Annotated in this window: 15 protein-coding genes; 14 read left to right on the forward strand and 1 reads right to left on the reverse strand. The window is 62.8% G+C overall.

Going from position 1 to position 12,870, the window contains the following annotated elements; genetic code table 11:
* The first annotated feature begins 19 nt into the window (after positions 1–19).
* Positions 20–916, forward strand: coding sequence for a transposase family protein (locus B2828_RS15725; RefSeq protein ID WP_479634721.1), 897 nt, complete (start codon positions 20–22; stop codon positions 914–916).
* Positions 913–2,304, forward strand: a complete 1,392-nt coding sequence (locus B2828_RS15730; protein WP_479634722.1) for a hypothetical protein — start codon at positions 913–915, stop codon at positions 2,302–2,304. Before B2828_RS15725 ends, B2828_RS15730 begins: the two co-directional genes overlap by 4 nt.
* Positions 2,305–2,328: 24 nt before the next feature.
* Here B2828_RS15730 and dps read toward each other — a convergent pair whose 3' ends face one another.
* Entirely contained in the window at positions 2,329–2,820 is a 492-nt protein-coding gene (gene dps / locus B2828_RS15735; RefSeq protein WP_479634723.1) for a DNA starvation/stationary phase protection protein Dps, read from the reverse strand.
* Between the two features lie 90 nt (positions 2,821–2,910).
* On the opposite strand from dps, the gene B2828_RS15740 reads away from it, so the two are divergent.
* The 12 genes from B2828_RS15740 to B2828_RS15795 all read left to right on the forward strand — a co-directional run bounded on the left by B2828_RS15740 (position 2,911) and on the right by B2828_RS15795 (position 12,854).
* The gene (locus B2828_RS15740; protein ID WP_479634724.1) at positions 2,911–4,557 is read left to right on the forward strand and encodes a putative manganese-dependent inorganic diphosphatase; all 1,647 of its coding nucleotides are present in this window, start codon (positions 2,911–2,913) and stop codon (positions 4,555–4,557) included.
* Positions 4,558–4,588: 31 nt separating this feature from the next.
* Complete coding sequence (locus B2828_RS15745) at positions 4,589–5,008, forward strand: secondary thiamine-phosphate synthase enzyme YjbQ (protein WP_479634725.1); 420 nt, start codon at positions 4,589–4,591, stop codon at positions 5,006–5,008.
* Positions 5,009–5,026: 18 nt separating this feature from the next.
* Positions 5,027–5,725, forward strand: coding sequence for a nickel pincer cofactor biosynthesis protein LarB (gene larB, locus B2828_RS15750; protein ID WP_479634726.1), 699 nt, complete (start codon positions 5,027–5,029; stop codon positions 5,723–5,725).
* 63 nt (positions 5,726–5,788) lie between these two features.
* On the forward strand, positions 5,789–7,147 hold the full coding sequence (locus B2828_RS15755; protein WP_479634727.1) for a hypothetical protein: 1,359 nt from the start codon (positions 5,789–5,791) through the stop codon (positions 7,145–7,147).
* 35 nt (positions 7,148–7,182) lie between these two features.
* Positions 7,183–7,458, forward strand: a complete 276-nt coding sequence (locus tag B2828_RS15760; protein WP_479634728.1) for a hypothetical protein — start codon at positions 7,183–7,185, stop codon at positions 7,456–7,458.
* A 68-nt stretch (positions 7,459–7,526) separates the two neighbouring features.
* Entirely contained in the window at positions 7,527–8,360 is an 834-nt protein-coding gene (locus B2828_RS15765; protein ID WP_479634729.1) for a hypothetical protein, read from the forward strand.
* Positions 8,357–8,665 carry a hypothetical protein gene (locus B2828_RS15770; protein WP_479634730.1) on the forward strand — a complete coding sequence of 103 codons (309 nt, stop codon included), beginning with the start codon at positions 8,357–8,359 and terminating at the stop codon, positions 8,663–8,665. Before B2828_RS15765 ends, B2828_RS15770 begins: the two co-directional genes overlap by 4 nt.
* Positions 8,662–9,105 (forward strand): glycoside hydrolase family 108 protein, encoded by a 444-nt coding sequence (locus B2828_RS15775; RefSeq protein WP_479634731.1) that lies wholly within the window; start codon positions 8,662–8,664, stop codon positions 9,103–9,105. Before B2828_RS15770 ends, B2828_RS15775 begins: the two co-directional genes overlap by 4 nt.
* 72 nt (positions 9,106–9,177) lie before the next feature.
* Positions 9,178–9,573 (forward strand): hypothetical protein, encoded by a 396-nt coding sequence (locus tag B2828_RS15780; RefSeq protein ID WP_479634732.1) that lies wholly within the window; start codon positions 9,178–9,180, stop codon positions 9,571–9,573.
* A 151-nt stretch (positions 9,574–9,724) separates the two neighbouring features.
* On the forward strand, positions 9,725–10,741 hold the full coding sequence (gene ruvB, locus B2828_RS15785) for a Holliday junction branch migration DNA helicase RuvB (RefSeq protein ID WP_479634733.1): 1,017 nt from the start codon (positions 9,725–9,727) through the stop codon (positions 10,739–10,741).
* 27 nt (positions 10,742–10,768) lie between these two features.
* On the forward strand, positions 10,769–11,476 hold the full coding sequence (locus B2828_RS15790) for a hypothetical protein (protein ID WP_479634734.1): 708 nt from the start codon (positions 10,769–10,771) through the stop codon (positions 11,474–11,476).
* Between the two features lie 145 nt (positions 11,477–11,621).
* Entirely contained in the window at positions 11,622–12,854 is a 1,233-nt protein-coding gene (locus B2828_RS15795; protein ID WP_479634735.1) for a hypothetical protein, read from the forward strand.
* The last annotated feature ends 16 nt before the right edge of the window (positions 12,855–12,870 follow it).

Raw genomic sequence — 12,870 nt, forward strand, 5'->3', positions numbered from 1 at the left:
GTAGGTTCCCCACTCATTTATGCCTCCCCTCCCCACGCTGGTTTGCAAGCAATGCGGCTACGTGAATGAAGGCGAACGGGTTTATTGCCACGCTTGCGGGGTAAAGCTCGACCGCGATGTCATTGCCGCCCGGCAGCAGGAAAAGATTCCTTCGCCCGAAGACCGCCATCGGGAGGTGCAGAAGATTATGTCGCCTCGCCGGGGGATGGGCGGGAGGTTCGTTCGGGGGTTCTTACAGACGCTGGCTGTGGCCGCGGTGGTGGCGTTTTTCGTGACGCTCGGGCACGCTCCGCAGGGGGCGCTGCCGCTGGATGCCAAGAAGGAGCTGGTGGATACGCCGCCCTTGGAGGAGATGGTGGAGCGTTATCTCGCCCAGCCGGTGGCTCAGCGCCGTTCGCTTGGGGAGAAGGAGGTGACGCTCTTTCTGCGCAATGAGCGCTTCCGCAATGTGCCTTCGTGGGTGTTGGAGGTGCTGGCGCTGAAGCGGGTTTATGTGAATTTCGAGGGGGGCCAGGCCCGGCTGACGGTCGGCGGGCTCTTCTGGGGCTACCCGCTTTATGCTGGGTGGACGGGCTATTTTGAAAAGGGGCCGGGCGGTGCGTTGACGCCGGTTTGCACGGGGGGCTTCATCGGCCGGTTGCCGGTGCACCCGAAGCTGGCTCGGCTCACGGTGGGGGCGCTCCCGGCGGTCGTCAGCTCTGCGGAGCGCGCGATGAAGCTGATTGCGCGGCTTGATTCGGTGCAATTTGTCAGTGAACAGGTGATTTTCGGGACGCGCGAGCCGGTGCCTGCGGTGGCGCCCGCTGCTGCGGCAAGACCCCCGGTGGCGGCGTCGGCTCCTGCGGCGAGGCCCTCGGCTAAAAAATCCGCCACTCCTGCTGGCTCTGCCGCTCCGTTGCAAGCGGGGTTCCGATGAAACGCCTCGGCTTGCTGGTTTGGGTGTGCCTGGCGGCGGCGGTGGGCGTTCGCGCGGCTGATCCGCTGCCTGCGGAGGTGCTGCCGGAACCGACGCCGTTGCGCGAGCCGCTGGTGCCGCAGATGGCCCGGGGGATGGGTGCGGCGCAGCGGAGTATCAGCCAGTCGGGGCAATTCGTGGTTTACTGCCCGGATGTGCGGATGCGGTTGGCGGTGTCGAGCTTTGCCGAGACGTTGAAGCGGGATGTGCTGGAGACGCTCAAGATGGGCGACCACTGGAAGATGCCGGTGGTGATCGACTTGCGCCTGCCGAGCTCTACGGAGCCGAACCGGATACTCAGCCGGGTGCAGCTGATCCAGACCGACGGGGGGTGGAAGACGGAGGTGGATATTACGCTGCGGGAGGGGCAGTTTAAGGAGGTTCGCTTTCCGCAGCTGATGGTGCGGGCGATCTTGCTGGAGATGGCTTACCGCGACCGGCCGCCGGAGGTGGGCCTGCGCTATAATGAGCCGCCCGCGTGGCTGGTGGAGGGGCTTTCGCAGATCAGCCAGCGCCGGGCGACGGGGGCCTCGCCCAATGCGCCGCTTTTCCGGCAGATGATCGAGACGGGCAAGCTCCAGGGGATTGGCGCTTTTCTGCGCAGTAATGTGGCTCCGATGGATGCGACGTCGCTGGATGTCTACGATATGTGCGCGGCGAGCTTGGTGAATTTGCTCATTGAAATGCCGGGTGGGGTGGCGGGGATCGCGAAGCTGCTCAAGGAGTTGCCCGCCTCGGACGGGGATCCGGTGGCGCTGCTTTTAAAAAGCTTTCCCTCGCTGGGGGGCTCGGAGACGTCGCTGGAGAAGTGGTGGACGCTCGGGCTGGCGCGGACTTCGGTTTCCGACGGGGCCTCGACGATTACGGCGGCGGAGACGGATGCCCAGCTGACGCCGATTTTAACGCTTTCGCTGGTGACGGATGAAAAGAAGAAGACGAAGGCGGATTTCGCGCTTTCGGACTACAAAATCTACTTAAAGAACCCCGGGGCGCGGCCCGCGCTGGCGGCCAAGGGGGGGGCGCTGGCGGTGTTGCTGGCCCAGGCGCACCCGCTGATGCGCCCGGTGGTGCAGGAGTATTTGCGGATTGTCTCGATGCTGGCCCAGGGCCGCTCGCGCGGGATGGATAAGGCGCTGGTGGATGTGGCGGCTTACCGCTCGCTGATCGTGGAGCGGATGGACAAGATCGAGGACTACCTCAACTGGTACGAGGCGACGCAGATGCCCGAGCAGAGCGGGGCCTTCGCCGATTACATGAAGAATGCAAAGGCGTTCGAAAAACAGGCCCCGCCGAAGCGTAATGACGCGATTTCGCGTTATATCGACCAGCTGGAGCGGGAGTTTAACTAGAGCCCGCGAGCGGTCTTGGCCTGCTTATTCGTGCAGGTGGCTTTGGAGGAACCAGAGCAGTTTGTCGAGCGTGCGGGACTGGCCGGTGAAGAGATCGGCGGTGTCGGCGTCGCCTAGGTTCTGCGAGGTCGCGATGGCTTCGCGCGTGGAGGCGGCAAGCTCTGCGTAGCGTTCCACGAGTTCCTCGACGACGGCAAGGTCTTCCACGACGTCCAGGGGCAGCTCGGGGATGCGCGAGGCGGCGGAGGCCAGCCGGGCGGTGCCCAGGGCTTCGCCGCCCAGGGCGGTGGCCCGCTCGGCGATTTTGTCGATGTATTCGAAGACTTCTTCGGCGAGGGTGTCGAAGAGGAGGTGGACCTGGATGAAGTGCGGGCCTTTGACGTTCCAGTGGGCCTGCTTGGTCTGGCTGAAGAGGTCGAAAGTGTCGGCTAGCTGCTGGTTTAAAAGGGCGACGATTTTGTCCCGGCTCCCAACGGGGATCTGGACTTTGCTGGGAAAGGTAGAAATGTTTGGCATAGTTGTTCCTTATTCGAAACTCACGCGGGAGGAGGGCGGCTGAATAAGGGCTTCCGTTGCGGCTTGATTTTCCGCTAACCTCACCCGCCTATGCAAACGATCGTGATCGGCCACAGAAACCCGGACATGGACTCGATCTGCGCGGCCGTGGGCTACGCGGAGCTCAAGCGCCTGACGGGGCATCCGGAGGTGGTTGCGGCTCGGGCGGGCAATACGAATGAGCGGATCGAATACGTGCTGAGCAAGTTCGGCGTGGAAGCCCCGATGCTGGTGACGGATGTTGCGCCCCGGGTGGAGGACGTGATGGAGGATGAGGTGATTTCGATTACGGCCAATTCGTCGATTTACGAGGCGATCCAGCTGATCGAGCGCAAGCAGATGCGCGGGTTGCCGGTGATCGACGGGCAGTTCCGCTGTCTGGGGCTGCTCTCGGCCTTTAAGGTGCTCTCGCACTTGGTGCCTTCGCGCGAGGAGACCTCCACGGCGCGCGTTGTGCGGGCTTCGCTGGAGGAGATTTTCCACACGTTCGCGGGCCGGATGATCCAGGGGGAACCGGCGCTGGATGAGCGCGATTACCTGCTGCTGGTCGGCGCGATGGGCGAGGCTTCGTTTACGGAGCGGGTGAAGCGTTACGCGGGCCGCCATGTGGTCCTGATCGTGGGAGACCGCGAGGAGATCCAGCTGACGGCGATCCGGGGGGGCGTGGTGGCGCTGGTGGTGACGGGCGGTAAGCCGGTGAGCGCGGCGGTGTGCGCCGAGGCGATAAGGTATGGCGTGACGATCGCCACTTCTCCGCACGATACGGCCACGACGGTGCTGATGGCGCGCGGGGCGGTGAAGGTGGGCCGCAAGCTCGACGGCGAATTCATGAGCTTCTCGCGCGAGGCGCTGCTGGAGGATGCCCGGGAGGAGGCGGCTTCCTCGGGGCAGTTCGTTTTCCCGGTGCTGGAGGAGGGGCAGCTCGTGGGGATTCTTTCGAAAAGCGATTTTTTAAAGCCGATCCCGCGCCAGCTGATCCTAGTGGATCACAATGAGCTCTCCCAGGCGGTGGCGGGGGCGGATAAGCTGCCGATTGTCGAGGTGCTCGATCACCATCGGCTGGGCGGGTTCGCTACGAGTTTGCCGATTCTTTTCTGGAATAACCCGGTCGGGTCGACTTCCAGCATTGTGACGCTCTGTTATGAGCAGCTCGGGGTGCCGATCCCGAAGCCGATCGCAGGGCTCCTGATGGCGGGGCTGATTTCCGATACCTTGAACCTGACTTCGCCGACGGCCACGCCGGTGGACCGCCGCATTCTGGAGCGGCTTTCGCAGATCGCGGAGACGGACCCGACGAAGCTGGCGGAGGAGATTTTCTCGGTCGGTTCGCCGCTCTTGACGATGACGCCGAAGCAGGCGATTACGGCGGATTGCAAGGAGTACGAGGAGGATGGGCGGCGCTTCTCGGTGGCGCAGATCGAGGAGCTGAGTTTCTCGAATTTCCACCGTCGGCGCGAGGAGCTTGCGATCGCGCTGACGGAGTATTGTGGCAAGAATAGCTACTATTTTTCGGCGCTGCTGGTGACCGATGTTTATTCCCAGACTTCCATGCTGCTGGTGACGGGCGCTGATGAGTTCCTGCACCGGATCGACTACCCTCGCGAGGGGCGCAACGAGTGGAAGCTCGATGGCGTGGTCTCGCGCAAAAAGCAGCTGCTGCCTTACCTGCTCGATTTGCTGCACGGGCTGAAACGCTAGAAAGGCCAATGGGAGGCGCCAGTTTTTTCCTATGAAAGCACACGCGGAGACTTTTGAAATCACCACCCGGGGCAAGGGGACCTACGAGATCACCGACGAGGTGGCGCAGATCGTGCGCGCAAGCGGCGTGCAGACGGGGCTGGTGACGGTTCTGGTGCAGCACACGAGCGCGAGCCTGGTGCTTTTTGAAAACGCTGACCCATCGGCGCGGCGGGACCTGGAGCTGTTCTTCGAGCGCCTGGTGCCGGAGGATTCGCGCGGGTTCGTGCACACGGCGGAGGGGGCGGATGACTCGCCCTCGCACATCCGCATGGCGCTGACGCGCTCCGGTGAGTCGATCCCCGTGGCCGGGGGCCGGATGGCGCTCGGGACGTGGCAGGGGATTTTCGTTTTCGAGCATCGGCGCTCGTTGCATCGCAGAAGGCTGGCGGTGAGTGTCATCGGGGTGTAGATAGGAAGGGGACTAACCATGAATCAATCCGCTTCGGAGTTTTTGGATATCGGCGTGGCCCGCGTGGATGTGGGCCGCAGGGACCGCTGTGGTTTCCCGGAGGTGATTTTCGGCCCCGGAAAGACGCCTGAAGACCTGGCCCGCATTGCGCGGACCATTGTGGACCGGCACGGTGTGGTGCTGGCGACGCGCGTGGACCCGGCCCAGGCGCACGCGGTGTGCGAGGCGATCCCCGAGGCCGTGTGGCACGAGCGCGCCCGCTGCGTTACGGTGGAGCGCGAGCCGCTGCCCAAGTATGACGGAGCCGTGGCGGTGGTCTGCGCGGGGACGTCGGATCTACCCGTGGCGGAGGAGGCTGCGGTAACACTGGATGTGCTCGGGAATCGCGTGGAGCGGTTTTTTGACGTAGGTGTGGCGGGGATTCACCGGCTGCTGGCGGTGCGCGATGCCATTGAGGCGTGTAACGCGGTGGTGGTGGTGGCCGGGATGGAGGGGGCGCTGCCGAGCGCGATTGCGGGGCTGGTGAGCAAGCCGGTGGTGGCCGTGCCGACGAGCGTGGGCTACGGGGCGAGCTTCGGCGGGCTGGCGGCGCTGCTGGGGATGCTTAACAGCTGCGGGAGCGGGGTCACGGTGGTCAATATCGACAACGGATTCGGCGCGGCCTATTCGGCGGCGACGATCAACCGTCTGCTGCACCTCGCGGCTCATCGGGAGTGATTTTTCATCGCGGGCCCGGCGCCCGCTTGCCATTTTGCCCGGCGCGCCGCAACGGTGCCCGGCATGAGTACCGTTCATATTTGTCTAAAAGACATTCTGGGCGTGTCAGTGAAATGCGAAGTGATCTTCTATCCCGGCGATACGCCGTTCCAAAATGGAGCGGCGCTGGCGGTGTCGGGACGGCGTTCGGTGTGGCTGGACGCGCAGGGCAACGGCGAAACAGAGCTTCTCGCGGGAAGCTACGCCGTGCGCTTTGGAGGCATCACGGGCAATACGGACACGCTGATTATTCAAGTTCCCGACGACACAGCGACGCATGAGCTAACCGCGCTGATCACGGCTGGAAACTGGGCCCTGCCGATGCGCGACTGGATGCAGCGGGAGAAAAACCTCGCCGATGTCGCGGATGCCCCCGCGGCGTTCGCGGCCATCAAGCAGGCGGCGACCTCTGCGGCGACGGGTGTGGTGGCCCTGGCGACCCAGGCGGAGGTGGACGCCGGGAGCGACACGGCCAAGGCCGTGACGCCCGCGACGTTGGCCGGTGCGGCGGCGGTGGCGAGTCTTGCGACGACTCTCGCGACCAAAGCGGATGCGACGGCGGTGGCGAGTCTTGCGACGACTCTCGCGACCAAGGCGGATGCGACGGCGGTGGCAAATCTTGCGACGATCCTTGCAACCAAGGCGGATGCGGCAAGTCTCGCCGCCAAGGCGGATGCCTCGGCGCTCGCCCAGACGGTGACGGTGGCCGATTCGGCGGCGCTTTTTGCTCTAGGTAAAAGCGACGTCAAGGTGGGCGATCGCGTGGTGGTGACGGCGGGCGATACCGGAACTACGGAGTATTATGAAGTAATCGACACGGCAAATCTCGGGGGCCATGCGGCCTTCGGGACGCTCCGCAACGGGCCGCTTTCTTTCGACGCGGACAAGATCAAAAGCAACGGCAACGGGGCTGTGATCTTCAACGGGCCGGACGGGATCGAACGGATGCGGATGTCGGGAACCGAGTACCAGGACTTCCTCGGAGTGACCTGTGCCTCGATTAGCATGAGCAATGATGGGGCCGCCCCTGTCGTGATCTCCTCCGATTTGTTGGGCGATCTGCTCATCAACGCGCCTGCGGTCAAACTCACCACGCCCTATATTTCGTGGGGTACCTACCTCTCGATGAGCGTGATCGACGACACGCACCCGGGCATCCATCTGGCGAGCAACCGGTTGGTATTCCTTGGTGTTGACAACGAGATCGGGGCCATCGCATGGGACGGGCTTTACCTCAACGGCAGCTTCGGAGTTTTCGGCAAGACGCCTGTGCAGACCCAGCCCTCGGCAATCACGAATGCCACGGACCTCGCCTCGGCGATCACGGCTATTAATGCGTGGCTTGTTGTCGCGCGGAAATACGGGCTGATCAAGTCATCCTAAATCATATTTAAATTTTTTAACCACGGATCGGTTTTATGTCTATTACCAATACATCAACCAACCAGGCTGGCGCTTACGCGACCGGCATTATTTCTCAACTCAACCAGGTGACGGCCTTCGTTTCCAGCGCCAATAACAAGGTGACCAACGGGACTGTTGCCGTAACGGCTTCGGGGATTCCCGCGGTGACGGCCGACGAACTAAAGGCTGCGCTCGGAACGACTTCGACGGCGAAAATTATTCTGCTCGGTGCGGCTCTGGCCGCGAGCGATGACACGAAGCTCGCTGCCGCGCTCGCCGCCTTGGCGTAAGCGCGTGGGCGGGGACGGGTGGCCGCCGGGTTCCGGAGGGCCGCCCGTCCTTTACTTTTTTTAATGACATGGGCGTTACAGACGAACAAATCCAACGGATCTACGACCGGCTGGATGGGATTGAAAAGAGCCTCGATCGGCGGCTGCGGGCGCTGGAGATCTGGCAGGCTTATCAAACGGGCCGCTTGACGGCGCTGGCGGTGTTCTTCAGCGCGCTCGGGGCGCTGGTGGTGGGGGGGGTGGGCTTTTGCGTGCGGCATCTCAAGCTGATGGCGGTGGCCGTCGCGGCGGTGATGCTGGCGCTGCTTTCGGGGTGTGCCAGCGCGCCAAGGACGGGCGCGGATTTCAGCACGCAGCTGACGGCTTCGCATGTCGCGTCGGCGACTCAGTATGTCGAGGCGGCGGCGGTGTCGGCGGGCGCGGCGCGGCGGGGATTGGAAAAAATCAAGGCGGCCTGCGCGGCGGCTCCGAAGCCGAAGGATCCCGCGCTCCAGGCGTCGCTTGAGCGGATCGATGAAGGGCGCATCGAGGCGGAGGCGCAGCTGGAGCAGGTGACGCTCAAGCTGGCCAATGCGCGCCAGGAGCAGCAGCGCACGCAGGTGGCGCTGGAGGAGACGCAAACGAAGATCGACTCGCTGGAGGCTTACAACGTTTCGCTGACCCGGGATCGGGACGCGGCGGTGGAGCGGGCGGAGGCGGTCCAGAAGACTAATACGCAGCTTTCGCACCGGCTCTCGCGCCTGGCGCTGGCGGTGGCCGCTTGCGCGGCGCTGCTGGCTTGGGTGGTCGCGCGGGCGGTGGGGTTCAAGGCGCTGCCTTTGCCCTACTGCTATGCGTGGCCGGGGGTGGCGGCGGCGGCGGCCGGGGCGGCTGCGTTCGCTTACCTGAGGTACTGGCTATGAGCAAGCGAACGCACCCCTGGGCCAGCAGGAAGCTCTGGATGACGCTGGCGGCCAACGGAATGATGTGGGCGGCGTATGAACTGGCGCTGCGCCACCTCTACGCTATCCCGGAGGTGAAGGTGGCGGCCTTTACGGCGCTGACGCAGACGGTCCTTTACGGGATTACGGCGGTTTCGGCGGCGTATGTGGGCGTGACGGGCTTTGTGCAGATGCGCCAGCAGGTGGGCAGCGGCGTGGCCCAAAGCGTGGAGGATCGGGTTGAACGGACCTTTGCGCCGAAACAATTTGATGACCCCAGCGTATGAGTGGCCCTTATTCCCAACGCTTTTCGGCCTTCATGCCGTTCATTTTCAAATGGGAAGGCGGCTATGATAATGACCCGGATGACCCGGGCGGCGAGACGAAGTTCGGCATCGACAAGCGCAGCCACCCGAACATCGATATCCGCTCCCTGACGCGCGAGGGGGCCATGGAGATTTACTGGTGCTCGTACTGGGTTCGCTACGGCTGCGAGTGGCTGGCGGAGCCGGTGGGGGAGGTGTTTTTTAACGCCTGCGTCAACTGTGGCGCGGCACGGGCCCAGGCGCTCCTGGAGGCGGCGCCGATCCCCCACACGGCGGGCGGGTTCCTCGATGCTCAGGAGGCGTTTTACCGGCGGTTGGCGGACGCGCGGCCCGCCCTGCGCAAGTACTTGAAAGGGTGGCTGAACCGGACGGCTGATTTGCGCCGCTGGGCCAGCCGTTAAGCGCCTTGCGATATCTCCCGGACCGCCTTTTTTCCCAGTTGAATAAGGGCGGTTCCGGGAGTATTCGTAATCATGAAAATCTCGCGGCCGGTATCAGGAAAGATCCTCAGCCATGACGAGGGGATGGGCACGCCATCCGCCTACACGGTTCGGCAGCGGGCCCTCGAGCTGGCGCGCATCGAGGGCAGGCACGCCCCCAACGAGGCGGATTGGAAACGGGCCTTCCTGGAGCTCCACGGCGGCCACCATGACCCGAATCCGCGCGAGGAGGAAAACGAAATGCTCGGAGCGATCACGGAGACCTACAGTGTGGCGCCGACACTGGGCCGCTCGATCCATGAACGGGACATGGACGGGAGCGACAACCTGGGCGAGGAACTGGTGACCGAGGGGATCGAAGAGGCCGCCCACGACCAGATGCTGGAATCCCGCGAAGCCGAGGATAAGGAAGAGCAAGAAGAGGGATAGCCGCAAAACGGCGCAAAAATTGCAAAAACGGCCCCCCTTTAGCGAGATTACCCTGTTTCCATTCCCTCTATCTTCCCCTCCGTTTCCTCTGTGGTGAAATCTTCTTCCACTCTGGCTTGCAAACCGGCTCGGGCCGCTTTTCAATCCCCCCGTGGCTGAAAATTTCGTTACTACCACCCTTGAAACCCCCGATACGCCCTTCGATATTTCGTTGCGGCCCCCCATGTTCAGCGAATTCGCCGGACAGGAGAAGGTCTGCGAACGGCTCGAATTGATGGTCCAGGCGGCCAAGGGACGCGGCGACGTACTCGACCACGTCCTCCTAAGCGGCCCTCCCGGCCTCGGCAAAACGACCCTGGCCTACATCCTCTCGGGCGCCATGGGCGTCAACATCAAGAACACCAGCGGGCCGACCATCGAAAAAGCGGGCGATCTCGCCGGGCTCCTGACCACTCTGGAGCGGGGCGACGTCCTCTTTATCGACGAAATCCACCGCCTCCAGCCGACCATCGAGGAATACCTCTACCCGGCCATGGAGGACTTCAAGCTGGATATCATCATCGACCAGGGCCCCAACGCCCGGAGCGTCCGGCTCAACCTGCCCAAATTTACCCTGATCGGCGCGACCACCCGCTCGGGCATGATCTCCGCGCCGCTGCGGAGCCGCTTCGGGATGAGCTGCCGCCTGGACTACTACGTGGCCGAGGAATTGCAGAAAATCATCCTGCGCAGCGCCCGGATCCTGAACGTCGACGTGGACGAGGCCGGGGCGCTCGAAATCGCCGCCCGTTCCCGGGGAACGCCGCGAATCTCCAACAACCTGCTGCGCTGGGTGCGCGACTACGCCCAGGTGAAGGCCAACTCCAAGATCGATCGCGACGTGGCCGACCGGGCCCTCTCGATGCTCGACATTGACGCCGACGGTTTCGATGAAATGGACAAGCGCATCCTGGAGGCGCTCATCCACAAGTTCCAAGGCGGCCCCGTGGGGCTCAACTCGCTGGCCGTGGCCATCGGGGAGGAGTCGGGGACGCTGGAGGAGGTCAACGAACCCTACCTCATCATGCAGGGCTACCTGAAACGGACCCCGCAAGGCCGCGTGGCTCTGCCGCCCGCCTACCGCAAGCTGGGCGTGGAGGTGCCCAAGCGCGCCGGGGATCTGTTTTAAGGGGCGGGCTGAGTTTTTTCCCAAGGCATGAAGGATGCGCTGCCAGAATGGAGGACGTTCGGGGTCAAGGCCGCGATCAAGCGCTATTTCCAGAAACGCGCCCGGACCCGCCTGATGATCTGGGGCGTGTTGGGCTTTACCGGGGCGGTTGGCTTTTCGGTTTCCTACACGTTGCTTGCCGCTGGCGTCGGCGCGATGTGGATCCGCTATCCCCTGGCGGTTTTGGCCGGGTATGTGGTCTTCCTGGGTCTGGTCCGGATGTGGGTGGAATGGGAGCAGGAGCGCTTTGAGGCACAGCGGCAGGCGCAACTCGGACCGGATTTTCTCGATGAGAAGCTCTCTGTCCGACCGTATAAAGCCTCGGGATCGTCAGATTGGCCCACCTGGCTGGAATTTCTAGACATCCCTAGCCTTTCCTTCGAACCCGAAGGGTGCCTGGCCGCCCTGGGCGGGCTGGTTGCCCTCGCCGGGGTCGCGGTCCTGGTCCTGGGCTTGATCAATGCCGAAGCGCTGATTGCCGAAGGGTTCGTGGATACGTTTCTGGTCTTGGGGCTCTACCGGCGGATGCGCAGGGCTGCCCGGGAACACTGGCTGGGCGGGATGGTTCGCCAAACCTTGGCCCCGGCGGTAGTGGCGGCCCTGGTATTGGGCTTTGGCGGCTACCTGCTCCAGCAGTATGCCCCGGAGGCAAAGTCGATCGGGCCCGCCGTGCGGGTTTTGCTCCGGGGAAAATGACGCGCGGCTCGACAAGCGGCCTCCTTACGGGGAGCTGTTTTTGCAAAGTGCAAATTCCTTGATAAAACCTTCTTGGCGGGCATGATGCGGGCCGATGCGCCTCCCCCCCCGAAGGATTTTGCCAGCCTTGACCGGAGCCGCCCTTATGGCAGCTCTTGTCGTGGCTATCCATGACCGGCTCCCGTGGTGGAAAGCCCGGGAACACCCCAAAACGGCGGGGCAGCTCTCGGGGAAACAACTTTACAAGCTCGGCCTGGAACAACCTTTCTGGAATGGAAAGGTTGCTTTGGATAAAATCAAGTACGATGCCAACAACCCCGGCACTCTCGTCATATCCGGACGGTTTATCGGGTGCAATCCGTTGGAAATCAGCGTCTTTGGTTGCATTCGGGAAACTCCCGACGGAGCAGAGAAGTCGCAGTCCCTTTCCTCCTTCTCTCGTCCCCGCGATAACGGGCAAATGGAAACCGCGTTCTCGTTTGAGTTTCAAAATGCGCCCGTAACTGCGGAAACCCTCTACTGCCGCATCTATGGGATCCAGAAAGGGTTTAAAAAACCGATCCCGTATGCGCTGGCGGATTTCTCCTTTCCCAACCCGCTGCGCCTCCGGGTCCAACCCTGGAAAGCCGAGCCCCTTCCAGCCACCCGGATAATCGGGCCGCTGACGGTAGAGCTCATGGGGGTGAACTCTGGGCCTCCGGAGGCGGTGCAGAGCACCGGGTACAGCAAGCTGTCTTTGCGAGTATTTGAAAAAGGAGTGGGCACCTACCAGTGGCGGCTTATAGGGATCGAATGTTCCTCCGTGCTTGGGGACTCCTATTACGGATTTGGAAGCGCCATAGGCACCAATGATATTAAAGGAACTCTCTGGAAATGCCTGGCACCGTGGAAGATCAAGGTATCCCTGATCCGGGATGCTGATTTTCGCCCCGGGGAGATCATCGAAATCCGGGACATCCCCATTCCCGCAGAGGGCCAGGCGATCTCGTTTAACCAGAAATGGGAGGTCGCTGGTCAGGAGCTGAAATTCGTTCAGATTGCCAAAGGTGAACCCCAAGTGCGAGGGTGGAAGCGGCCTATGGTAAAGTCCTCCGTTACGATGCATTTTACCCTACCCGATCAGGGGTATTGGTCGCTGAAGCTGCTGTCCGTCGCCGATGCCGAGGGAAAAGTGCTGTGGGAACCCGTGGAAGAATTTGTGGTACGCGAGAAGAGCAACAGCCGGAACGTGGGGCTTGTTTTTGGGCCAGAGATGGGGCCGTTGCCCGCAAAAATCTCCTGTAAATTTGGCGTCGTATGGGAAAAACGCGAGGCGGAGTTCACCGTCAACCCCACCTACGAGGGGAAGCCGTTCCGGCCGAAGGTGGAAATTCAGTAGCAATCCGGTAAAGTGT

It is taken from the genome of Spartobacteria bacterium UBA695 (assembly GCA_002298145.1).
Lineage (GTDB): Bacteria > Verrucomicrobiota > Verrucomicrobiia > Chthoniobacterales > Chthoniobacteraceae > UBA695.